The sequence below is a fragment of the Salinispora sp. CH2A1_6 genome (genome assembly GCF_056820975.1).
Window position 1 is genome coordinate 990,293 of the sequence record NZ_JBXEDG010000003.1, and the last position, 22,467, is coordinate 1,012,759.

Annotated in this window: 17 protein-coding genes; 5 read left to right on the forward strand and 12 right to left on the reverse strand. The window is 72.0% G+C overall.

Features of this window, described 5'->3' with window-relative positions:
* Nucleotides 1–20: 20 nt before the first annotated feature.
* A complete protein-coding gene (locus AC1UKG_RS09610) occupies nucleotides 21–2,204 on the reverse strand; it encodes an FUSC family protein (protein ID WP_482641669.1) in 2,184 nt (727 codons plus the stop codon).
* Between the two features lie 21 nt (nucleotides 2,205–2,225).
* Nucleotides 2,226–2,399 carry a hypothetical protein gene (locus AC1UKG_RS09615; protein ID WP_475890490.1) on the reverse strand — a complete coding sequence of 58 codons (174 nt, stop codon included), beginning with the start codon at nucleotides 2,397–2,399 and terminating at the stop codon, nucleotides 2,226–2,228.
* 298 nt (nucleotides 2,400–2,697) lie between these two features.
* Here AC1UKG_RS09615 and AC1UKG_RS09620 point away from each other — a divergent pair, with 298 nt between their 5' ends.
* Nucleotides 2,698–2,964: a winged helix-turn-helix domain-containing protein gene (locus AC1UKG_RS09620; RefSeq protein ID WP_018223161.1), complete on the forward strand. Its 267-nt coding sequence runs from the start codon at nucleotides 2,698–2,700 to the stop codon at nucleotides 2,962–2,964.
* A gap of 121 nt (nucleotides 2,965–3,085) precedes the next feature.
* Here the strand turns inward: AC1UKG_RS09620 and sucB are convergent, their stop codons facing one another.
* Entirely contained in the window at nucleotides 3,086–4,879 is a 1,794-nt protein-coding gene (gene sucB, locus AC1UKG_RS09625; protein WP_475890491.1) for a 2-oxoglutarate dehydrogenase, E2 component, dihydrolipoamide succinyltransferase, read from the reverse strand.
* A gap of 66 nt (nucleotides 4,880–4,945) precedes the next feature.
* Nucleotides 4,946–6,373, reverse strand: a complete 1,428-nt coding sequence (lpdA, locus tag AC1UKG_RS09630) for a dihydrolipoyl dehydrogenase (protein WP_018813742.1) — start codon at nucleotides 6,371–6,373, stop codon at nucleotides 4,946–4,948.
* Nucleotides 6,374–6,513: 140 nt separating this feature from the next.
* Here lpdA and AC1UKG_RS09635 point away from each other — a divergent pair, with 140 nt between their 5' ends.
* Nucleotides 6,514–6,840 (forward strand): hypothetical protein, encoded by a 327-nt coding sequence (locus AC1UKG_RS09635; protein ID WP_018726859.1) that lies wholly within the window; start codon nucleotides 6,514–6,516, stop codon nucleotides 6,838–6,840.
* A gap of 75 nt (nucleotides 6,841–6,915) precedes the next feature.
* On the opposite strand, the gene AC1UKG_RS09640 is transcribed toward AC1UKG_RS09635, so the two are convergent.
* Nucleotides 6,916–8,481, reverse strand: coding sequence for a leucyl aminopeptidase (locus AC1UKG_RS09640; protein ID WP_018742919.1), 1,566 nt, complete (start codon nucleotides 8,479–8,481; stop codon nucleotides 6,916–6,918).
* 161 nt (nucleotides 8,482–8,642) lie between these two features.
* Here AC1UKG_RS09640 and gcvT point away from each other — a divergent pair, with 161 nt between their 5' ends.
* Nucleotides 8,643–9,767 (forward strand): glycine cleavage system aminomethyltransferase GcvT, encoded by a 1,125-nt coding sequence (gcvT, locus tag AC1UKG_RS09645; protein ID WP_475890492.1) that lies wholly within the window; start codon nucleotides 8,643–8,645, stop codon nucleotides 9,765–9,767.
* A 56-nt stretch (nucleotides 9,768–9,823) separates the two neighbouring features.
* On the opposite strand, the gene AC1UKG_RS09650 is transcribed toward gcvT, so the two are convergent.
* From AC1UKG_RS09650 to AC1UKG_RS09660, 3 genes are all read right to left on the reverse strand, one after another.
* Nucleotides 9,824–11,119, reverse strand: coding sequence for a hypothetical protein (locus AC1UKG_RS09650; RefSeq protein WP_018742917.1), 1,296 nt, complete (start codon nucleotides 11,117–11,119; stop codon nucleotides 9,824–9,826).
* Between the two features lie 68 nt (nucleotides 11,120–11,187).
* The gene (locus tag AC1UKG_RS09655) at nucleotides 11,188–11,961 is read right to left on the reverse strand and encodes an adenosylcobinamide-GDP ribazoletransferase (RefSeq protein WP_018742916.1); all 774 of its coding nucleotides are present in this window, start codon (nucleotides 11,959–11,961) and stop codon (nucleotides 11,188–11,190) included.
* A complete protein-coding gene (locus AC1UKG_RS09660) occupies nucleotides 11,951–13,957 on the reverse strand; it encodes a bifunctional adenosylcobinamide kinase/adenosylcobinamide-phosphate guanylyltransferase (RefSeq protein ID WP_018742915.1) in 2,007 nt (668 codons plus the stop codon). The genes AC1UKG_RS09655 and AC1UKG_RS09660 overlap by 11 nt, the downstream gene beginning before the upstream one ends.
* Before the next feature lie 163 nt (nucleotides 13,958–14,120).
* Between AC1UKG_RS09660 and AC1UKG_RS09665 the strand changes: the two genes are divergently transcribed.
* The gene (locus AC1UKG_RS09665) at nucleotides 14,121–14,321 is read left to right on the forward strand and encodes a hypothetical protein (RefSeq protein ID WP_018736125.1); all 201 of its coding nucleotides are present in this window, start codon (nucleotides 14,121–14,123) and stop codon (nucleotides 14,319–14,321) included.
* Nucleotides 14,321–15,118: a site-2 protease family protein gene (locus AC1UKG_RS09670; RefSeq protein WP_018742914.1), complete on the forward strand. Its 798-nt coding sequence runs from the start codon at nucleotides 14,321–14,323 to the stop codon at nucleotides 15,116–15,118. The genes AC1UKG_RS09665 and AC1UKG_RS09670 overlap by 1 nt, the downstream gene beginning before the upstream one ends.
* Nucleotides 15,119–15,241: 123 nt before the next feature.
* On the opposite strand, the gene AC1UKG_RS09675 is transcribed toward AC1UKG_RS09670, so the two are convergent.
* The 4 genes from AC1UKG_RS09675 to murA form a co-directional block, all read right to left on the reverse strand.
* The gene (locus AC1UKG_RS09675) at nucleotides 15,242–16,240 is read right to left on the reverse strand and encodes an aldo/keto reductase family protein (RefSeq protein WP_018742913.1); all 999 of its coding nucleotides are present in this window, start codon (nucleotides 16,238–16,240) and stop codon (nucleotides 15,242–15,244) included.
* A gap of 120 nt (nucleotides 16,241–16,360) precedes the next feature.
* On the reverse strand, nucleotides 16,361–19,801 hold the full coding sequence (locus tag AC1UKG_RS09680; RefSeq protein WP_482641668.1) for a WG repeat-containing protein: 3,441 nt from the start codon (nucleotides 19,799–19,801) through the stop codon (nucleotides 16,361–16,363).
* Nucleotides 19,802–20,253: 452 nt separating this feature from the next.
* Complete coding sequence (locus tag AC1UKG_RS09685) at nucleotides 20,254–20,847, reverse strand: DUF3043 domain-containing protein (RefSeq protein ID WP_018742909.1); 594 nt, start codon at nucleotides 20,845–20,847, stop codon at nucleotides 20,254–20,256.
* 97 nt (nucleotides 20,848–20,944) lie between these two features.
* The gene (murA, locus tag AC1UKG_RS09690) at nucleotides 20,945–22,393 is read right to left on the reverse strand and encodes a UDP-N-acetylglucosamine 1-carboxyvinyltransferase (RefSeq protein WP_018730649.1); all 1,449 of its coding nucleotides are present in this window, start codon (nucleotides 22,391–22,393) and stop codon (nucleotides 20,945–20,947) included.
* Between the last annotated feature and the right edge of the window lie 74 nt (nucleotides 22,394–22,467).

Here is a 22,467-nt window from a genome sequence, read left to right on the forward strand (position 1 = left end):
GACCACCACGGGCGTCCGTGCTAGCTGCCCGACGGTTCGGGTGGACCGTGCCCCTGGCTGTGCTGGCCCTGCTGGGCCGGCGCGGGAATTCGGTTGAGGTTTCGACCGAGGTCGGCCAGCCAGTGGTCGACCTCGATCAGGTGCAGGACGTCGGCCCGTCGGTTGTCACCCTGAATGATCTCGTGGACCTGGTCGACGACACCCGTCGTTGGTTGCGCGACGGGAGCCGCACCGTGCAGGCGACCCCGCGCCAGGCGGCCGGCCAGGTCGGCGTAGTCGGAGCGCAGCCGTTGAGCCCGGCGTACGAGCTGGCCGGTGGGCCCGGGCCACCGGTGCGCCAGCATCCCGTCCTGGTCGCCGGTGGCGAGTCGCTCCGCACCGCGGACGATGCGATGCCCCGCGGACAGGGCTGCCTCCCAGTCCACGTCGGTGGGGCGCGGAGCGGTGTGCTCCAGGTGGTACTGGCAGAACGACGCGTCGGTGAGGACCTGCGCCCGGTGTGCCGCCGCAAGCGCCTGCTGGCCCCGGGCTCGTCCCGCCACCTTCAGGACAGTCTCCTCGATCGCCTCGGCGCCCGCGTCGAGATAGGCCGCCGTGTACCGGCGGAGCTCACCACCGCCACCCTTCGGCCACATGAGTACGCCGGCGACGAGGCCGATCGCCGCGCCGATCAGGACGTCCAGCAGTCGGACACCGGCCAGATGCCAGTCCGTCGGGGTGAGCTGAGCGAAGGCGGCGATCAGCACCAGCGTGAGAAGCGCCTGCGCCCAGGCGAGCCCGAGTAGCGGACCCACCCACAGGGCCAGCCCCAGTGCCAGGGGCAGGATCACCGCGTACGTCTCCTGCCCGGGAGAGGCCAGCAGCAACAGTGCCCCGGCGGCGGCGCCGACGAGGGTGCCCGCCAGGGCCCGGCGGAACGTGGTCCACGTCTCCGCCGCGGAGGTCCGCAGGAGGCTGAGGGTGGCCAGGAGCACCCAGAAGCCGTGCTCCAGATTTAGCGCACCGGCGATGAACCGGGCGGCGGCCAGAGCGACGGCGAGTCGCAGGGCCTGCTGGAAGAACACGGAGCGTGGGGTGAGGTGTACCCGCAGCCGTTGCCAGTACAGCGACGGGGTGCTCCGCCCCAGATACCAGAAGCTGTGTCCTCCCGGTTGGCCGGTGGTGTCAGAGTGTCCTCCGGCGATTCGGACGGCAGTCGCGACGAAGTCCGTGTGCCGGGCCAGCGACCGGACGATCATGGCCACGCGGAGCTGATCGGTAGTGGCTGAGCGTTCGCCGTCCGGCTGTTGGTGCTCCCTGGAAACGGCCCGGTCGGGGGACACCCGCTCCGTGTCCAACAGCGCGTCGCCGGAGTGGCGCAGGGATGCCGCACAGTTCCGTAGGGACCTCGCCGCGCCCATGTCGGTGGTCGTCGGGTGGGCCTGCAGGAGCCAGTCGGCGTGCCGAAATATCTGGTGTAGGTCGGTAGCCGCGTCCCGCAGCGCGTGGTCTCGCCGGCTCGCCGACGATGCCCGTTCGGACGGCGGCAGCCGCCACATCTGGGTCTGCGTGACCGCGTCGGCTGCCGTGGCCCGGCGCCGTCGGGCCGCTTCGCCCGCGGACGGCCGCCCGGCCAGTAGGTCCGCGAGCGCGGCGACGAACGAGGCGATACTCCGCGCGGCCCAGCCCAGGCGCTGCGCGCTGGTTGCCGGCGCCGGCCCGGGCCAGAGCCACACCTCGGCTGCCGCTATCAGAACGACGGCGAGCGTCACTCCGGCCAGCCGTTGCGGCAGGGTGTCGGGCTGGTACGGGGGAAAGCTGGCCAGGATGTAGAAGATCTGAAACGCGCTGACGAGGCCGATCAGGCGAGGTCCGCCGACACCGGCGAACGCCACGGCGAACCCGATCACGAGCATGCCGATCGTGGCGGCCCAGGTGCTCACCGCCAGGACGGTCCCGATGGCGATCAGGACCCAGATGACCGGTAGGGCAGCGAGCAGCGTCCGGGCCCGTTGCGCCGGCCCGCCCGGCAGCTGGGTGAAGATGCCGGTGGCGATGATGCCGAAGAGCGCGTACCTGGCCATGGTCGTGCTGTTCAGGCCGTACCGGAGGCCATAGAAGAGGAGGCAGGCGACGAGGGTCACCCGGGTTGCATGGCGGATGACGCAGTAGTCCGGATCCCGTTGCCGAAGCCATTCCAGGGCACGGATGCGTCGGGACCACACATGCGTAGCATATCGAAACGACTATTCGCTCCGTACCTCGTTGGCGAGGTGTTCGGCGCGGCACCCACCGCCGTTCGTCAGGTTCGCCGGTGGGTCGGGGCCGGACATCCGGCTTCGGTGCCAGCCGAGGAACCGGTCGAAGAGCTGACCCGCGTCCGGCTCCGCGCCGGCCGGTCGGGGTATGGCTCGTGGCATGGCGTCTCCTCTCGGGTCGCGGCACCGGAGGGCCGGCGCGCGGAGGGTCCGGACCGGGACGGTTGACGCCCGGAAACGCTCCCGGGGCCTGAGGTCCTTCTCTGCGTCGGAGGCTCGGGCAGGGCGTGGCGCCCGACCGACCTCCGGGGGGATGGGCGGCCGGGCGGGCGCGTTTCACGGAGTGACCAGCCCGGGTTGCAGACCAGGGAGCCGGCCGAGACTCGGCATCACATAGGCGCTTATATAAAGCAAGGCATCGGTGGGCATTGGTTGCAATTACAAGTAGATGCGTGATCAAATGGCGGTGCAGACCAGGGAGATTAAGATGCCCGCCAAACCCAAGTGGGCGAAGCTCGTTGACCACATCCGTGAGCAGGTTGCGTCCGGTGAGCTCGCCCCGGGAGACAAACTCCCATCAACACGGCAACTCTGCGAGGAGCACGGAGTCTCCGCCATCGTCGTGCGTCAGGCCATCTTTGCGTTGCGTACCGAAGGCTTGGTAGAAGGCGTGCAGGGAGTCGGCGTGTTCGTCGCAGAACCGCCGGAGGGTGACAGCAGTGGCTAGTGTCGCTCGTGACCTGTCCACGCTTCGCCGACCATATCCGTGCGTCGCCGAGCAGCCGGACCCGTGAGACGACGGTGGGCTGCCCGGATCACCGGGCAGCCCACCGTCGTCGGGTCGGGTGTTACCGGCCCAGTTCGGCCTCGAAGTTGCCGGCCTCCAGCCGTTCCTTGACCGCGCCAAGGAAACGGGCCGCGTCGGCGCCGTCGATCAGTCGGTGGTCGTACGACAGGGCCAGGTAGATCATCGACCGGACGGCCACGACCTCGCCCAGCTCCGGATCGTTGACCACGACCGGACGCTTGACCACGGCACCCGTGCCGAGCATCGCCGACTGCGGCGACGGCACGATCGGGGTGTCGAAGAGGGCGCCCCGGCTGCCGGTGTTGGTCAACGTGAACGTCGCGCCAGCGAGCTCATCCGGGCTGATCTTGTTGGTCCGGGTGCGCTCCGCCAGGTCGGCGACCCGCTTGGCGATACCGCCCAGGTTGAGGTCGCCGGCGTTGTGGATGACCGGCACCATCAGGCCCCGCTCGGTGTCCACGGCGACGCCGAGGTGCTCCGCCTCCGGGTAGGTGATCGTCCCGGCCCCCAGGTCCATCTGGGCGTTGACGATCGGGAACGCCTGCAACGCCTCGACGGCCGCCAGGGCGAAGAACGGCAGGAAGGAGAGCTTCACGCCGTGCCGCTGCTGGAAGGAGTCCTTCGCCCGCGCCCGCAGCTTGGCGATCCGGGTCACGTCGACCTCGACCACGGTGGTGAGCTGCGCCATCTCGTGCAGCGACTCGTGCATCCGCTTCGCGATGGTCGTACGGATCCGCGGCAGCTTCTCGGTGCTGCCCCGCTTGCTGCTGGGCGCGGGCCGGGCCGCCGGCTTCGCCGCGGGGGCGGCGGGCTGCGCCGCCGGGGCCGGAGCCGCCTTGGCGGCGCGGGCCTGCTCGGCCGCGTCGAGCACGTCCTGCTTGCGGATCCGGCCACCCACGCCGGTGCCGTTGACCGTGGCGAGATCAACCCCGTGCTCGCCGGCGAGCTTGCGGACCAGCGGGGTGACGTAGCCGGCGTTCTCCGTGCCACCGGTCGTCGCCGGCCGGGGGGCGGGCGCGGACGGGGTGGAGGCCCGCTCCGCCTTCGCCGGATCGGCGGCGCTCTCGGCTTCGGCCGCCGGCTCGTTGTAGGAGGCGCCCGGGGTCGGCTCGGTGACCTTCGGCTCGGGCTTCGGCTCCGGCTTGGGTGCCGGCTTCGCCTCGGGCTTGGGCGCCGGCTCCGGCTCCGGCTCCGGCTTCGCCGCCGCACCGGCGGTGCCGACGATCGCCAGCGTCGCGCCGACATCGGCGGTTTCGTCCTCCGCCACGGTGATCTCCAGGACGGTCCCGGCGACCGGCGAGGGGATCTCGGTGTCCACCTTGTCGGTCGACACCTCGAGCAGCGGCTCGTCAACCTCGACGGTGTCGCCGACCTGCTTGAGCCAGCGGGTGACCGTGCCCTCGGTGACACTCTCGCCGAGGGCCGGCATCGTCACCGGGCTGCCGTCGCCCGACGAGTTGCCCTCGCCGGAGGGCGCGGGAGCCGGCTGCTTCTGCTCCGGCTCCGGGCCGGTGCCCTCGGCGGCGGCGGTCGGCTCGGGCGCCGACTGCCGCGGCTCGGCCTCGCCGCCGCCCGTCGCCCCGCTGTCGCCCGACGCCTCATCGCCGATCGTCGCCAGCTCGCTGCCGACCTCGGCGGTCTCGTCCTCGCCGACCACGATGCGGGTCAGCACACCGGCCGCGGGGGACGGGATCTCGGTGTCCACCTTGTCGGTCGACACCTCGAGCAGCGGCTCGTCAACCTCGACGGTGTCGCCCTCCTGCTTGAGCCAGCGCGTGACGGTGCCCTCGGTGACGCTCTCACCGAGCCGGGGCATGGTGACCGATACCGGCATTTTCTCCAGACTCCTTCATTCCCCTGATGGGATCGTCGTCCGTCGCCGGACGCCGTGGTTGTCGTGTCAGGCGTGCGCGTGCAGCGGCTTGCCGGCGAGGGCCAGGTGTGCCTCACCCAGCGCCTCACTCTGGGTCGGGTGGGCGTGTACGAGCTGCGCCACCTCGGCGGGGTACGCCTCCCAGTTATAGATGAGCTGGGCCTCACCGATCAGTTCACCGACCCGAGCACCCACCATGTGCAAGCCAACGACGGGGCCGTCCTCGACCCGGACCAGCTTGACGAAGCCGGACGTCTTGAGGATCTGGCTCTTGCCGTTGCCGCCCAGGTTGTAGTTGTAGGTCTTGATCTTGTCGGCGCCGTACTGCTCCTTGGCCTTCGCCTCGGTCAGGCCCACCGACGCCAGCTCGGGGTCAGAGTAGGTGACCCGAGGAATGCCGGCCTCGTCAATGACGGCCGGGTTCTCTCCGGCGATCTCCTCGGCGACGAAGATGCCCTGCTGGAAGCCGCGGTGTGCCAGCTGGAGGCCGGGCACGATGTCGCCGACCGCGTAGACGTTCGGCACGCTCGTGCGCTGCCGCTCGTCGGTCAGCACGTAGCCTCGGTCCATCCGGACGCCCTGCTCCTCGTAGCCGAGGCCGGTGGTGTTCGGGCCCCGACCGACCGCGACCAGCAGCAGCTCGGCCTCGACGGTCTCGCCGCCGGCGATGGTCACGCGGACGCCGCTGTCGGTCTTCTCGACCTTCTCGAACGGCTTGCCGACCTTGAAGTTGATCTTCCGCTTCCGGAAGGCCCGCTCCAGCGCCTTCGACGACTCCGCGTCCTCGGCGGCGACCAGCCGGGGCAGCGCCTCAATGATCGTGACGTCCGCTCCGAAGGACTTCCACACGCTGGCGAACTCCACCCCGATGACGCCGCCACCGAGCACGATCACCGACGCGGGGACCCGGTCCATCACCAGCGCGTGGTCGCTCGTGATGATCCGCTCACCGTCGACCTCCAGGCCGGGCAGGCTCTTCGCGTACGAACCGGAGGCCAGGATGATGTTACGGCCGGTGTACCGCTTCCCGTCGACCTCGACGGTGTTCGGCGCGACCAGCCGGCCAGCGCCGGCCACGATGGTGATGTTCTTCGCGCCGCGCAGCATGCCCTGCAGGCCCTTGTACAGCCGGGCGACCACCCCGTCCTTGTACGAGTTGACCGCCGCCATGTCGATACCGACCAGCTCGGCCTTGACGCCGAACTGCTCCGACTCGCGGGTCTGGTCGGCGACCTCGGCGGCGTGCAGCAACGCCTTGGTCGGGATGCAGCCGTTGTGCAGGCAGGTGCCGCCGAGCTTGCCCTTCTCGACCAACGCAACGGAGAGGCCCAGCTCGGCGGCGCGCAGCGCCGCTGCGTAGCCACCGCTGCCACCTCCGAGGATGACGATGTCGAAGGTCTCGTTCGGCTCGCTCACGTCCAACTCCCAGGTCGCCTGGCTGCATCGGGGGGTCACGGTGGGGTAATGCGGACACACCCCACCTCGGTCATCTTGTCACCACCGCGCCCGGCACGGGTAACGAGGTGCCCAACGACACGTCCGAGACACGTACCCTTGGCATCAGCTTCGATGGTGCGGGTGTGGGGAGACGGCCGGTGGGACTGTTCCGACGGAAGAAGGCGCGTCCGGTCAGTCAGGATCGCGGCGTTGACCGGGGCGATCTGGGCCACCTGGAGAACTTCGTGCGGACTCGGCGGGGAGTCGAGGCGTACATCGAGCCCCGGACGACCATGACCGAGACCACGGTCATGCTGATCGCCGACGACGGCGAGTGGACTCGCCGCCGGATCGACGGCCCGGACGGCGCGCGACGCTTCGCCCACCGGCTGGGCATCCCGGTCTACGACGTGAGCCTGATGGGCTACCCGCAGCGGATGCGGGACTACAACGAACGCCGCAAGCGTCGCCCCGAGTTGTTCTGAACCCGCACCGACTCGGCGGGTGGTGCGCAGGGGCCCTCGTACCCGCCCGGCGGGACGAGGGCCCCTGCTGACACGTCAGCCCTGGCTGGCGATGTCCTCGATCAGGTGCAGCAGGGTACGGACGGGCACCCCGGTGCCGCCCTTGGTCCAGTAGCCCGTCGGCTCACCCGAGTGGTAGCCGGGGCCGGCGATGTCGATGTGCGCCCAGGCGACCTCCTCGGTGACGAACTCACGCAGGAACACACCGCCCTGGAGCATGTGACCCGCCCGGTCCATCCCCGCGTTGACCTGGGAGATGTCGGCGACCTCGGAGTCCATGCCCTTGCGCACGTCCTCCGGCAGCGGCATCGGCCAGGTCGGCTCGCCGACCGCCTCGCCGGCGGTCCGCACCCGCTCGCACAGCTCCGGCGTGCCCATCACCCCGGCGACCCTCTTGCCCAACGCGACCACCTGGCCGCCGGTGAGGGTGGAGGTCTCCAGCAGGTAGTCGCAGCCGTCCGCGCAGGCCCGGGCGATCGCGTCGGCGAGGATCATCCGCCCCTCGGCGTCGGTGTTGAGCACCTCGACGCGCTTGCCGTCAAACATCGTGATGACGTCGCCCGGCCGGTACGCCGTACCGGAGGGCATGTTCTCCGCCATCGGCACGTACGCGGTCACCGACACCGCGGGCGCAAGCTCCGCGACCGCCAGCATCGCGGCGGCGACGGCGCCGGCCCCGGCCATGTCGGCCTTCATCTCCCACATACCCTGCGACGGCTTGATCGAGACGCCGCCGCTGTCGAAGGTGATGCCCTTGCCGACCAGAGCGACCCGCTTGCCGTTGCCGCCGCCGGCCGGGGTGTAGCTGATCCGCACCAGCCGCGGCGGGGCCTGCGACCCCTGCCCGACGGCGGTGATGCCCCCGTAGCCGCCCTCGCGCAGGGCGACCTCGTCGAGCACCTCCACCTCCATCCCGGCGGCGCGGGCGGCGGTCGCCACCGAGTCGGCGAAGGCCGGCGGGCGCAGCTCGTTGGGGGCGGCGTTGACCCAGTCCCGGGAGGAGCGGACCGCGTTGGCCACCGCCTGCGCCCGGGCAACCTCGGCCGTAGCGGTGGCGTCACCCGCGTCCGGGACCGCGACCAGCACCTCCGCGACGGGCTCCCGCCGGGCCGGCTGCGGGCGGGTCTTGTAGCCGGCGAACCGGTAGCCGCCCAGCAGGCCCCCCTCGGCGACCGCGCGCAGCGCGGCCGGCGCGTCGGCGTCATCCGGCAGCGGTAGGGCCAGCGCGACTCGGGCCGAGCCGGCCAGCGCCCGCACCGCGGCACCGGCCGCCCGGCGCAGGGTCTCCGGGGTGGGGGCGGCGCCGGTCGGCTCCGGTCCGAGACCCACCGCGGCGATCACCGGAGCGGTAACCGTGCCGAGCGTGGCGATCTTGATCACCTCGCCCGGGCCTCCGGTTGCGCCGAGCAACGCCAGCGTCTCGGTCAGTTTTCCATCGAAAGCCGCGGCGATGCTCTCCGCGCCGCTGGCCAGCAGCAGGGTGCCGACGAGGCCGCCGGCCGGCTCTCCGGGCTGGCTGTGCACGCCGATGACGATCGCGTCAACGGCGAGCTCGGCGGGGTCGGTGTCGACGAGGCGGAGGGAAATGGTGGGCGATGTCACTGAAGCTACTCCGGGCGGGCCGGGCTGGTCGCGTCGTCACGTACCAGCGATGAAGGTCTCCGGCGGACCGTACCCGCCGTCGACCAGGGCTGTCCCGCCAGTGGTGTCGGCGGGTCCCGCCGATGCTAACCAGCCGGGGTGGTGCCGGTAAGTTGCCACCCATGACCGACGTGACCTCCGGCTCCGCCGAAACCCGGCTGCGCCACTCTCCGTTGCACGACCGGCACGTCGCTGCCGGCGCCAAGTTTGCCCTCTTCGGCGGGTGGGAGATGCCGCTCGAGTACGCCGGGGGCGGGGTGCGCAAGGAGCACTCGGCGGTCCGGGACGCGGTGGGCGTATTCGACGTGTCGCACCTGGGCAAGGTGCGGGTCACCGGCGCGGGGGCGGCGGAGTTCGTCAACGCCTGTCTCAGCAACGACCTGGCCCGGATTGGGCCGGGCCAGGCGCAGTACACCCTCTGCTGCGACGATGCCACCGGTGGTGTGGTGGACGACATCATCGCCTACCTGTACGCCGACGACCACGTCTTCCTGATCCCCAACGCCGCGAACACCGCCGAGGTGGTGCGCCGGCTGCGGGCCGCCGCGCCACCAACGGTCACGATCAGTGACGAGCACGAGGCGTACGCGATCCTCGCGGTGCAGGGTCCGCGCTCGGCCGACCTGCTCGGCGCGCTGGGCCTGCCCACAGAGCACGGCTACATGAGCTTCGCGGAGGGCACGCTGGCCGGGGCCAGTGTGACCGTGTGCCGCACCGGCTACACCGGCGAACTGGGCTATGAGCTGATCCTGCCCGCCGCGGCGGCTGGCGGAGTCTGGGACGCGCTCTTCGCCGCCGATGAGCAGCTGCAGGCGTGCGGCCTGGCCGCCCGGGACACCCTGCGTACCGAGATGGGCTACCCACTGCACGGACAGGACCTGTCGCTGGAGATCACCCCGGTGCAGGGCCGTTCCGGCTGGGCGGTCGGCTGGGATAAGCCCGCCTTCTGGGGACGCGCGGCGCTGCTCGCGGAGAAGGCCGCCGGCCCCCGGCGCCGGTTGCGCGGTCTGGTGGCGGTCGATCGGGCCATCCCGCGTCCCGGCATGGTCGTCTACCACGGTGAGGCGGCGGTCGGCACGGTCACCAGCGGCACCTTCAGCCCGACTCGGAAGCAGGGCATCGCCCTGGCCCTGATCGACACCGAGCCGGCCCTGGCCGACGGGGCCGAGCTCGAGGTCGATATCCGGGGACGCCGGGCAGCGGTGAGCCTGGTCCGCCCGCCGTTCGTCAACCCCTCGGTTCGGTAGCTCGCCATCGGTCAGCGCCCGCGCCACCCCTGCCGACCGGCGAGGTGGCGGGCGGGTCAGACCGGCGGGGCGGGGCGTTCGCCGGCATCCAGGACGGCCTGGGTCCAGCCGCCCTCACGGACCCCGGTGCCGTCCAGGACCGCCCAGTCGACCACGTCGGTCGCCTCCACGACCACCGCGGAGCCGATCCGTACGGCCGGATCTGTGTGGGCGTCGCTGGCGCTGGCGCCCTCGATCTGCGCTGGTGTCGGCCAGGAGGTCACCCCGGCCCACACGTACTCGGGGCCGTCCTCGCCGGGAAGTCCGTACTTCACCACCAGCTGCGTCTCCGGTGGTAGGGCCCCGGCGAGGAAGCGGGCGCGGATCTCGCCCAGCGAGGCCCGGGCGGTGGCGACCGCCTGGCTCATCGCATCGCCGGAGCGGGTGTAGCGCACGTCTGGTGCGATGCCGGTGAAGAGGGTCCCACAGGCCGAGGCGTAGTAGCGGCCGTCCGGCCCGGAGAAGCCGACCGGCGGGCGCAGGGTGAGGAACGAATCCGCCTCCGGGTCCGTCGCCGGGTCCAGTTCCAGCCGAAGCAGCACCGGGGCGGTGGCCCCGTGCTGCTCCGGGTTGCCGTATGCCACCGCGATGTCTCCTCCGGTGACCGTGGCCAGTACGGGTAGCTGCACGAACGCAGGCAACTCCTCGCCGGCCAGGCCGTCGGTCCACGCCCGCAGCAGCCGCCGCGCCGTGCCGGTCATCACTGCGCCCCAAGCCCGGGTCAGGTGGTCCGGCACGCCCTGTGCCTGTAGCTCCAACAGCCCGAACCGGCGCAGCCCCTTGGTGGTGAACCAGAGCCCGTCGGCGTCGGACGAGTACGGCACCAGTACCCAGTCGACCAGCCGGATCCGGCCCTGCTCGTCCGGCAGGGACCGCAGCGCCGTCGTCGGGTCGAGGAACTGGAGCCCGAAGACATCCACCACGTCACCGCCGGCCGTGTCGGCGACCGCCGCCGCCACCGCCCGGGCCGCCCACTCGTGCGCTGGCGGCCAGCCGGGTCGGTATTCGGCCTGCACCACGACCAGGTGGGTCGCCGCCGCCAGGCGGGACAGCTGGGCCTCGGTCGCGCCGAAGGCGGTGAGTAGATCCGGCGGCAGCTCGGGGAACTCGTGGATCGGTCGGGTGTCCACGCTCATCAGCGGACTGTCCAGCATCTGCCGGGCGAGTGCGTGCACCGGTTCGGCGAGCCGCCCGGTGAGCTGCTGCAACGCGGTCTTCGTGCCCACCTTCGGCAGCCCAGCCATCGGCACCAGGTAGGTCGCGTCCAGCGTTTCCGGGACCGGTACGGGCAGGAAGTCGTCCGTGATGAGCATGGGGTCTCCCGGATGGGCCGTGCCGGTGTGTTGTCGTGCGCAACGCTACCTGCCGGTGTGGGCGGAGCTCAGCCGGACAAGACCAGTCCCAGGTAGACGAGGGTGGTGACCACTTCGACGGTGGCGCCGAGCACGTCGCCGGTGATCCCACCGAGGCGTCGTACCACGTGCCGGAGCAGCCAGACCGCGGTGGCGAGGGCGGCGATGACGACGAGTGGTCCCTGCCACGGACGGCCCGGCACGGCGGCGAGCGCCAGCAGCGCCACCGCGGTGGTCCCGGTGACGAGGGCACCCGGCCCGACGGTCCCGGCGACCAGGGCTCCCAGCCCGTCCGGCCGGGCTGCCGGCAGCCCTCGCCGGCAGGCCAGCGTGACTCCGAGCCGACCGGCGGCGGTGGCGGACACCACTGCCACGAGCACGGTCGGCGTCGACCACTCAGCCAGCTCCGCGAGCGCCGCCGCCTGCACCAGGAGGGTGACCACCAGCGCGGCTACCCCGAACGGGCCGACATCCGGCTTTTTCATGATCTCCAGCGCGGCCGGCCCACGTCGGTACGAGCCGAGTGCGTCCACGGTGTCGGCGAGCCCGTCGAGGTGCAGCCCTCGGGTCAGCAATGCGCCGGCACCGACCGTGACGCCGGCGGCTACCAGCGGCGGCGCGAGGCCGCCGGTGAGGAGCAGCACTCCGGTGAGGAGGGCGCCGAGCAGCGCGCCGACGGCTGGGGCCAGGGCCATCGCGGTGCCGGCCACGGCCCGGTCGATCCGGCCGGCCCGCACCGGCAACGTGGTGAACGTGGTCAGCGCCAGCCGGGCCCCGGCGGCGATCCGCGGTTCAGCCGACACGCCGGCCGGACGAATCCAGCGGGGTGGACTCCGGATCGGTGCTGGTGGGCCCCGGCCCGGCCGGTTCTGGCTCGCGGAAGTCCGGCTCGTCGTCCGTCGGCTCTGGCTGCTCCGTCGCCGGTGCCGACTCCTCCATCGGCGGCGTGGCCTCGTCTGGTTCGTTCGTCGGCGAGTCGGCGGCCGCCGACTCCGTCGTCACCGCGGCCACGTCCGACGCGGCTTCGCCTGGTGCGGCCTTGTCCGACGCGGTGTCGTCCGACTCGACCCGTAGCGACGGGTGCGCCGGCAGGGCCGCGGCCAAGGCCAGCGCCGACCGCAGCAGCGGCAGCGCCACCAGTGCGTTTCCGCCCTCGCCCAGGTCCAGGCGCAGATCGAGCAGGGGAGTGAGGCCGAGCACGTCGGCGGCGAGTTGGACACCGGGGTGCCCGCCGTGGTCGGCGAGCAGGCACCAGTGCCGGGCTGGTCCGGCCAGATCGCGGCTGAGTAGACCGGCCGCAACGCCGACCGGTCCGTCCAGGAGCACCGGCAGCCGCCGCGCGGCGGCGCCGAGCAGCACGCCGGTGGCGACCGCGATGTCGCCGCCGCCCACCTCGGCGAGGATCTCCTTGGGCTCGCGGGACGAGTGGCGACTGCGGTGCAGCCCATCCCGGACGGCCGCACAGCGGACCATCCACGCGGCATCGTCGTACTCGCCGGCCTCGGTGCGCACCCGGGCGAGTACGGCGGGCGGTTCGGCGCCGGCGGTGACGGCGAGCACGGCTGCCGCGGCGGCGTCGGTGCCGGCGCCGCAGGCCCCCAGCACCAGCAGCCGCACACCCGCGTCGGCGGCCTGGTCGGCGAGCCGCCAGCCGAGCTGCAACGCCGCCTCGACCTGGTTGAGGGGGAGCGCCGGGTCGGTCTCGATCGGGTCGGCGGCGGGAGCGTCAACCACCTGCAGCTCGGCCCCAGCCTCAGCGGCGAGGCGGGCCCACGCACCCTGGCCGTCCCGGGCCTCCCGGGCCCGGCGGGCGGAGTCACCGGGGGTGGTGCCGGCGGCGGCGCCGCCCGTGTGGTCACCATGCACCAGCAGCACTCGGGTGCTGCCCCAGGGGGCGGGCTGCGGAGTGCCCTGGGTGGCGGCGGCGAACTCGACCAGCTGGGTGAGCCCACCGAAACCGGCGCCGGGCAGGTCCCGGGTGGCCATCCGCTCCACGGCCTGCGACCCGGCGTCCTCGTCGGGCATGGGCAACTCCAGGCCCGGCTCGATGGCCAGGGCGGTCGCGGCCACCGGCGGCGCCGACCTGGGGGCGGCGTCGGAAGCGAGTTCGGCCGGCACGGGCGGTGCGGGCGGGGCGCTCGGGGTCAGCACCTCCGGTAGCGGCGTCGGTGCGAGGGCCGGGCCGGTAGCGACCCTGCTGCCGGCGGCGGCCGGCGTGATCTGAGCTGGGACGGCAGCCGGGCGGGGCGGCGGGGGCGGTTTAAGCCAGCAGGGCTGGCCGGCGACCACCAGCACGACCGTGTCAACCGCATCGGCGACCGCCCGGTTGGCGGTGCCGAGCGCGTCGGCGAAGGCTCGGCCGAGTGGGGTTGTCGGCACCAGCGAGAGGCCGACCTCGGCGCTCACCAGCACCAGTCGGGCGGGGCAGGAGCGGACCGCCGCCGCCAGCTCGGCAATGGTGGATGTGGCGTCGGCCGGCTGGTGGGCGGGGTCGAGGAGGGTCGTCACCCAGCCACCGAGATCATCAACGAGTAGTGTCTCGCCGGGCTGCGCGGCGGCCAGCAACTCCGCCAGCCGGCGTGGCTGCCCCGCGGTCTCCTCCGTGGTCCACGTCGTCGGCCGGCGAGCGCGGTGAGCTTCGAGGCGGGTCGCCCACTCCTCGTCGCCGGCACTGGTGTCGGCGGCGGTGGCCAGATACCGGACCGTCGGCGCGTCGGCCACCAGGGCCTCGGCGAACTCGGACTTTCCCGACCGGATTCCGCCGAGCACCAGGACCGTGTTCCACCCGTCAATGGACATGCCCGTACCTTAAGGCCGCCCGGTGCCCGCCCGCCTCCCGCCCCGCTCCTCCCGGAGCTGCTCACATCCGCCTCGAAACGATCATGCGCGGGCTGGACGTGCAGCCGTCGGCGGCGCGGCGGACTAGGCTGACGGGAGATCAGCGGCGAGGGGAGACACGCAGATGGCGTGGAGCTGGCAGTACGAGGGCGAGAACGGCGAACCGGCGTCGGGGCCGGCCGAGTCGTTCAGTAGCCAGGCGGACGCCGAGTCCTGGATCGGCCAGACCTGGCGGGAACTCGCGGCGGCCGGCGTGCTCGCGGTCCTGCTTGTCGAGGACGACCGCGTGGAGTACCGGATGAGTCTGCAGCCCCCGGCGGAATGATGACCGGAGACCGGGCTGGGGGCGGGCCGCTGGTGCTGGGCGTGCCCCGGGCAGCGTTCCGGCCCAGCCCGGTCTTCCTCGGGCTCGTCGCACTCTTCATACTCAGCGGAGTCCTGACCTGGCAGGAAAGCGGCAACATCCGGGTCACCGTGTTCCTCTTCGTGGTATCCGGGTGGCTGGTCTCACTCTGCCTGCACGAGTACGCGCACGCGCTGGTGGCGTTCCGCGCCGGTGACCGCAGCGTCGCGCACCAGGGCTACCTCACCCTCAACCCACTGAAGTACAGCCATCCACTGCTGTCGATCGCGCTACCGGTGCTGGTGGTGCTGCTCGGTGGTATCGGCCTGCCCGGCGGCGCAGTCTGGGTGGACCGGCACGCCATTCCGGGGCGGCTACGGCACACCCTGGTCAGCCTCGCCGGCCCGGCCACGAACGTGGTGTTCACGCTGGTGCTGGTCATCGCGGTCCGGCTGGCGGCGAGCGGCGGCGGGCCCGTGCAGTTCTGGGCTGCCGTGGCGCTGCTCGCCTTCCTCCAACTCACGGCGAGCCTGCTCAACCTGCTTCCGGTGCCAGGCCTGGACGGCGGCAACATGATCCAGCCCTGGCTCTCCCCGCCGTACCGGCGGGTGTACGACCTCTTCGCGCCGTACGGCTTTCTCCTGCTCTTCGCGCTGCTGTGGAACCCCCGGATCAACGGCTGGTTCTTCGGGACGGTCTTCGCCGTCGGCGACGCGCTGGGCCTACCGCCGGGCCTGTACGGGCTCGGCCTGGATCTGGTCCGCTTCTGGCAGGGCTGAGCCCGCGTGGCGCCGCCGGTCACTCCGACCGGGCGGTGGGACGCCTCACTCCGTACGTCGCTGGGTCGGTCCGCCCGCACGGCGGTGAGCCGGTATTCCGACCAGCCCACCGCCGTGGTCGGGTCAGGGCCGCTGCGCGGGGGACTCGGTCCGGGCCGGGTCCCGCTCGACGACCGGTTCGACGATGTCATCGATGGCCTTGAGCAGGTCGGCGTCGAGCCGTACCCCGGCTGCCTTGACGTTGTCGTGCACCTGTTCGGGGCGGGAGGCGCCGATGATCGCCGAGGAGACGTTCGGATTCTGCAGCACCCAGGCGATGGCGAGCTGGGCCATGCTCAGCCCCGCCTGCTCGGCGAGCGGCTTGAGCTGCTGCACCCGGGTCAGCACGTCGTCGCTGAGCCACTTGGCGATGAAGCCCGCGCCAGACTTCTCGTCGGTGGCCCGGGAGCCCGCGGGTGGGGGGTGACCCGGCTGGTACTTACCGGTCAGCACACCCTGGGCCATCGGGGACCAGACGATCTGACCGACGCCCAACTCCTCGCTGGCCGGCACCACCTCAGCCTCGATAACCCGCCAGAGCATCGAGTACTGCGGTTGGTTGGAGATCAGCGGAATCCGCAGCTCACGGGCGAGCTGGTGGGCCTGGCGCAGCTCCGTCGCCGTCCACTCCGAAACCCCGATGTAGAGGGCTTTCCCGGCGCGGACAACATCGGCGAACGCCTCCATCGTCTCTTCGATCGGGGTGCTGTGGTCGTACCGGTGCGCCTGGTAGAGGTCGACGTAGTCGGTGCCCAGCCGGCGTAGGGAACCGTCGATCGACTCCATGATGTGCTTGCGGGACAGGCCCCGGTCGTTGCGACCCGGACCGGTCGGCCAGAACACCTTCGTGAACAACTCGAGTCCGGCCCGCCGTTCGTCTTTCAGCGCCCGGCCGAGCACCTCCTCCGCCCGGGTGCCCGCGTACGCGTCCGCGGTGTCGAAGGTGGTGATACCGGCGTCCAGGGCGGCCCGGACACAGGCGAAGGCCGACTCCTCCTCCACCTGGGAGCCGTGGGTGATCCAGTTTCCGTACGAGATCTCGCTGACTATCAGGCCGGAACGGCCCAGGTGTCGGAATTCCATCCCCTGACCTTAGCTCGGTGGTACGTCGCCCACGAAGGACATGTTTTCGGCTCGCCGACCCGGTGCACCAGCTGGGCCGGTCGCCGAGCCATTGCCGGCTGTCCTTCCGGTCTGACCAGGTCAGAGCAGCGGCACGGCGTCGGTGAGCAGCTGTTCGATCTCGGCGAGCACCCCGGCCTGATCGGGATGCGTCGGCTCGATCAGCGGTCGACTCTGCCGATCCAACGCTCCCCATCGGCCGGCGGCGGTGGCTACCAGGTAGGCCACGGGGTGTACCACCAACGCCGGGTGTACCGGTGGCACGATCACCCGGCCGGTCCGGTCCACCACGCCGTACCGCCCGGCCAGGTCAACGACGGCCAACCCCTCCTCGGTGAAGCCGTCCACCTGCCCGCCGGCCACGAGCATGGTGGCGAACCCGTGGTATCGGGTCGGCACCACCAGCCGGCCAGCGTGGTCCACCGCGCCCCACCCCTCGCGCCGGACCACGGCGATCCCGTGTCGGAACGGGCGCACGTCGGCGAAGCCCGGTGCCACCACGACCTCGCCCTGCGGGTCGATAGCACGCCAGCCACCGGGCTCGCCCTGGGATACCCAGGCCAGTCCGTCGGCGAACGGGCGGACCATCAGCCAGGACGCTGGCAACACGGTGCTGCCAGCTCGATCGAGCAGCGACCACCGTTGGTCGTCCGGGCGGCGGACCCAGGCCAGGCCCTCTCGGAACGGCTGCGCCTGCGCGTACTCCGCGGCGATGACCAGATCACCTTCCGGGTTGGCGTACCCCCAGAGATCGCCGTCGCGCGCCGGCACCGGCGGCTGGTCCGGCTCCAGCAACTCGGCCCTGCTGCGGGGGTACGGCCCGAAGCCGGTCTTGGCGGCCCGATCGGCGACCGCGTCCAGACTCACCCGTACCCGGTCCAGCAGCTCCGCGTCGGCGGTACCGCGTAGGTCCAACGCTCGCTCGAAGTGAAGGCAGGCCTCGATCAGTCGGCCTTGGTCAACGCAACACCGTCCTGCATGTTCGTGCAGCGCCACCCGTAGTCGGTCGGGCAGTTCCGGTGAGTTCGCCTGGGCGAAGAGGCGGTCGGCTTCGTCGTACTCGCCCCGCCACCGCAGCACGTGTGCCAGCCGGGCCTGCGCGAGAGCGGACCGTCGCAACTCGCCGGTGGCCTCCGCGTAGGTCAGGGCCAGCCGGCCGTCTGCCAGCGCGTCGTCCAGGTCACCAGCTGCGCGGGACGCGACGGCCCGCAGACTGAGCAGCCGGGCCCGGGATCGGTTGTCCATGGCCGTGCCGAGCTTCTCGGTCAGCCGGCGTCGGATATTCCGGAACTGCTCGGGGTCGGGGATGACCTCGCGGAGCGTGGCCGGGTCCAGTCGCCAGGGGAGGTTGGCCAGCACCCGTTCGGCGTCACCCGGCAGGGCGGTGTCGTCGGCGCCCGCGGCATCCGGCGGATCGCTCCGGTCCACGGTGGCCGTCTCCGGCGCGGGAGTGGCTGCCGGATCCGGCAGGGGAGTGGCCGCTGTCTTCGGCGCGGGGACTTCCTTCGGTTCCGTCGTGGGCGGTTCCGCTTCCGCGTGTACTTCTGCCTCTGCTTCCGCCGCTGCTAGGTCGGGTTCCGCTGGGTCGGCCTCCGGTCGCGGTGTGGGTGGCGCGGGGAGCGCCTGGGCTGGCTCCGGTCTGGCCGCCTCCATGGTCGCCGCAGCCGGGTCTGTCGGCACCGATGCCGTCCCAGGCTCCGGTCCCGGCTCCGGTCCCGGCTCTGGCCCCGGGATCGGGTCCGGCTCTGGCTCCGGGTTCGGGTCCGGCTCTGGCTCCGGGTTCGGGTCCTGGTCGAGCGGGACCGGTGGCGTCGCGGTCTCCGAATTCGACGCGGCGGGCTCGGCGGTGGGAGCGGGTCCCGCCGCTGGTGCCCATTTCAGGTCAGCGTCGGCTTGTGCCGGGTCTGGGTCCGCTGTCGGGGCAGCGTCTGCTACCGGGGCTGAATCCTCGTCCGGGGCTTCGTCGCCGCTGTCGAGGATGTCGCCGGTGGTCGGCGCGGCACCGGCCGGCTCGGCCTTCTCCGCTGCGCTGCTGGCGGGCTCCGCCTCCTCCTCGGGGTTGCTCGCGGGTTCCGCGTACTCGGGTGTGGCGCTGGCTGGCTCCGCCGAGGGCGGTGAGGCGGCGGGTGGCGTGTCGTCGGGCTGGTCGGGTGCGGCGGTCGGCGACAGCGCGTCGGCGTTGGACTGGTCCGGCTCGGCGGAGGGCGTGAGCGGCTCGGCGGGTGGGATCGGCTCGGCGGGGGTGGCGGCCGGTCCGAACCAGGCGCTTGGCCCACTCGGGCTTGGCGCCGGCCGAACGGGGTCGGGGGTGGGCGGTGGCGGAACGTAGCGCCGCGGCTGCGGTGCACTGGTGGCTGGTGCTGGTCCGGCCGCCTCGGGAGGCGGCGGCGTCGGTCCGGGAGGTGCGCCGGTTACCGGGCGGTCCGGGTGCGGATGTGGTGGCGGGGCCGTGCCGGCGCCGCCGGACACCGGTCGGCTGGGGGCACCGGAGACGGGCCGGCCGTACGGGGGCGCCGACGTGCTCGTCGGGGGACCGCCCTGCGGTGGTCGGGGGGGTGGCGGCAGGTGTGGCCCGCCGCGCTGGGGGTGCTCCTGGTTCGGGCCCGACTGGGGCGGGGGCCAGGGGCGTGCGGTGCCGGGCCGACGGTGGGGGCGCGATTGCTGGACTGGGTGCCGGTCGGGGTGTCGTACCGGTCCGGGTGCCCCGTTGCGGTGCGGGTGGACGGTGCCGTGCTCAACCGAGGGGCCGGGGCCGGCCGAGGGACCAGGGGCATTCGGGTGGCCGGTGCCACCCGAATGCTGTCGTGGCAACGGTTCCTCGCGCCCGCCCCGGTTCGCCCGGGCCCCGTCCGGCCGCAGGCGTCCACCATCGCCCTCCGGCGGTGCATCGGGCCGACCATGATCGTTTTCGGTCCACCGCCCCCACGGGTAGCGGGTCCGAGGTGGCGGCCCCCCGCCCTCCCGACCGAGGGGGTAGCGGTCGTGTCCCTGGGGTCGCTCTTCGTCCGGTTCCGGAATCCAGCCCGGTTCTGGGTGCCGGGCGGGGGAGACCGGCTGATTCCGCCCCCCGGGCTCGTGCCACGAACTCCGGTCGTCGAACCGGTCTGGGCGGGGGTACTGGCCGTATCCGGAGCTGGTGCCGTGGCTGTCCCGTTCCCAATCGGGGTTACCGTCCCGGATGTCGCGCGGCGCTGGCCGCCAGCTTCGGTCGGTCCCCCGGGGCGCCTCGCCGGGCCATCGGCGGCGCAGCTCCTCGTCGTGGTGGGCGTGGTGGTTGTCCGCTTCATTCCAGGAGCGGCCGGTGTAGGTCCCGTCGGGGCGGGTCGGCGCCAGCGGGGGCACCGTGGCCCGGCCGACAACGGCAGGTCGCCCGTGCGCGGCGGGCGGCTGGGTGTGCGCGATCCCGATGTCGCCGGGGTAGCGCTGGCCGGGGAACTGCGGATGCCACTCGCTCGTCGGCTCGACCATCCAGGGCGGCTCGGCGGAGTGGTGCCATGGGTCGCCGTAGCTGCCGCGACTCATGCGCGCGCCCTGTCGCCAGCTTGGCTGAGGGGGTTGCCCCGGATCACCCGCGGGGGGTGGGCGGGACCTGGCGGGGGCGTCCGATTGCTTTCGGGCGCGCCCCGATGACCGGCTCGCGTCCGCTCGCTCACGGCGATTGTCACCTCGTTGCACATTGTCGCGCTGGGCACCCGCCGGCCGGTAGCTTCTTCCGCTCAGCAGGGTGTAGCTGCGGAAGCAGGGTAGCGGCGTGGGCTCGGTCGCCGCCACTGGTGGCGCCCGCGCGGGGCCCAAACGTTATCCCATGTTCCGGATATATGGGTTATATCCGGAACAGGTTTGGACATTCGGGCAGCTGACCACTGGTCTTCGTAGCTGCCGGGTTCCGGTGGCGTCAGCGCGCCACCGGGTGCAGTGCGGCCGTTGGGTCGAGGTGTCGGAGGAGGCGAGCGGGTGCCCGGCGGCAGGTGTCGTCAGATCGGATCGCCGATGGCGACGCGGGGTACGGGGGCCCGCATCCGGCGGAAGGTGATCGACCGCATGATCGCGTAGAGGTAGAGCGAGCCCATCCGTTGCCCGGTGTTCGGGAAACGCTCCCGGACCAGCTTCTTGATCTTCCGTGAGATCAGGACCGAGTCGATGAACAGGGCGATCGCGAGCACCACCCACAGGATGTTGGAGCCGAGTCGGACCTCCGGCGGCATCGCCTGGTTCGAGCCGAGTAGCACGATCAGTGCGCCGCCGAAGAACCAGGTGCCCACCGTACGTCGGGAGTCGACCACGTTGCGGGCCAGTAGCCGCTCCGGTCCCCGGTCGCGGGGACCGCCCTCGCGGCGGAACTCCGCGGCCGACTCGGTGCGTAGTCGGCGGCGCTCCGCGCGGCGCTCTTCTTTGCTCAGCGACGTGACCGCCGTGGTGGGGCGCCGCCCGATACTGGGCCGCTTGGGCGTCTCGCGCCCCTTCGCCGGCGTGTAGCCCCGCGGGGCGGCGGCGGGTTCCTCCTCGGGCGTCACCGACTTGGTGGACTCGTCGAGCAGGTCAGTGGCTTTGCGACGAAACAGGGGCACGTGGCAAGCGTAGCCAAATGTCCGCGCCCGGTGCACATCGCGGTGCGCCGGGCGCGGATGTGTCAGGAGCGGGTATCGCCGCCCGGAATGGTGTGGGTCACGGTCGTTCGACGTGCGCGCCCAGGTCGGCGAGCTTCGCCTCGAAGTCCTCGTAGCCACGGTTGATGAGGTCGACGCCGTACACCCGGGAGGTGCCCTCCGCGGCGAGCGCCGCGATCAGGTGGCTGAACCCGGCCCGCAGGTCGGGGATGACCAGATCGGCGGCGTGCAGCTTACTCGGCCCGGCGATGACCGCCGAGTGCTTGAAGTTGCGCCGGCCGAAGCGGCATGGCGTGCCGCCCAGGCAGTCCCGGTAGACCTGGATGTTCGCACCCATGGAGTTCAGCGCCGAGGTGTAGCCGAGCCGCTGTTCGTACACCGTTTCGTGCACGATCGAGAGGCCGCGGGCCTGGGTGAGCGCCACGACCAATGGCTGCTGCCAGTCGGTCATGAAACCCGGGTGCACGTCGGTCTCCAGCGCGACCGACTTCAGCTCCCCGCCCGGGTGCCAGAATCGGATGCCGCCCTCCTGGCCCGGGTCGTTCAGTCGGGGTGGGCGGGCGTCGGTGACCTCGTACTCGCCGCCAACCGAGCGGAAGATGTTCAGGAACGTCATCATGTCGGCCTGCTCCGCGCCGAGCACCTCGACGTGGCCGCGGGTGGCCAGCGCGGCGGCGGCCCAGCTGGCTGCCTCGATCCGGTCCGGGATCGGGCGATGCGAGTAGCCGTGGAGCTTCGGCACGCCCTGGATCTCGATCACCCGGTCGGTGTGCACCTTGATGATCGCGCCCATCTTCTGGAGGACGCAGATCAGGTCAACGATCTCCGGCTCGACCGCCGCGTTACGCAGCTCGGTGACGCCCTCGGCCATCACCGCGGTCAGCAGCACCTGCTCGGTGGCGCCAACGCTCGGGTAGGGCAGTGCGAACTTCGTGCCGTGTAGGCCGTTCGGCGCCGACAGGTGTAGGCCCTCCGGCTGCTTCTCGACGGTCGCCCCGAACTCGCGCAGCGCCTGGAGGTGGAAGTCGATCGGGCGGGGGCCGATGTGGCAACCGCCGAGGTCGGGGATGAAGGCGTGGCCAAGCCGGTGTAGCAGGGGCCCGCAGAACAGGATCGGGATCCGGCTTGAACCGGCGTGCACGTTGATCTGGTCGGTGCTGGCGCTCTCCACGTTGGCGGGGTCGAGGACCAGTGCGCCGTCCTCGTCGCCATCAGTGACCTTGACTCCGTGTACGCCGAGCAGGCCACGGACGACCTCGACGTCACGGATCTTCGGTAGGTCGTAGAGCCGGCTTGGGCTGTCGCCGAGTAGCGCGGCGACCATCGCCTTGGAGACGAGGTTCTTCGCGCCGCGTACGCGAATTCGTCCTTCCAGCGGAGTGCCTCCGTGTACGACCAGGACGTCGTCGGTCAACGCAACCTCCAGCGCGTCTAGTGGTGCCGGGTATCGGTGGGGTTGGATGTCCGGCGGTCCGCGGTAGCAGGGGTCGGTGACCGGGACATCCACGTGTCGTCGCCCAGGGCAGCATAGCCCTCTGTGACGAAGGCGGACTCGGTCAGATCGCCCTTGGCGGTATGTAT

What these genes read in the sequence shown, in the direction of transcription:
- AC1UKG_RS09675 (WP_018742913.1), bottom strand. Translation starts at nt 16,240, where the DNA reads ATGGAATTCCGACACCTGGGCCGTTCCGGCCTGATAGTCAGCGAGATC.
- AC1UKG_RS09665 (WP_018736125.1), top strand. Translation starts at nt 14,121, where the DNA reads ATGGCGTGGAGCTGGCAGTACGAGGGCGAGAACGGCGAACCGGCGTCG.
- AC1UKG_RS09660 (WP_018742915.1), bottom strand. Translation starts at nt 13,957, where the DNA reads ATGTCCATTGACGGGTGGAACACGGTCCTGGTGCTCGGCGGAATCCGG.
- AC1UKG_RS09615 (WP_475890490.1), bottom strand. Translation starts at nt 2,399, where the DNA reads ATGCCACGAGCCATACCCCGACCGGCCGGCGCGGAGCCGGACGCGGGT.
- gcvT (WP_475890492.1), top strand. Translation starts at nt 8,643, where the DNA reads ATGACCGACGTGACCTCCGGCTCCGCCGAAACCCGGCTGCGCCACTCT.
- sucB (WP_475890491.1), bottom strand. Translation starts at nt 4,879, where the DNA reads ATGCCGGTATCGGTCACCATGCCCCGGCTCGGTGAGAGCGTCACCGAG.
- AC1UKG_RS09620 (WP_018223161.1), top strand. Translation starts at nt 2,698, where the DNA reads ATGGCGGTGCAGACCAGGGAGATTAAGATGCCCGCCAAACCCAAGTGG.
- AC1UKG_RS09680 (WP_482641668.1), bottom strand. Translation starts at nt 19,801, where the DNA reads ATGAGTCGCGGCAGCTACGGCGACCCATGGCACCACTCCGCCGAGCCG.
- AC1UKG_RS09670 (WP_018742914.1), top strand. Translation starts at nt 14,321, where the DNA reads ATGACCGGAGACCGGGCTGGGGGCGGGCCGCTGGTGCTGGGCGTGCCC.
- AC1UKG_RS09650 (WP_018742917.1), bottom strand. Translation starts at nt 11,119, where the DNA reads ATGCTCATCACGGACGACTTCCTGCCCGTACCGGTCCCGGAAACGCTG.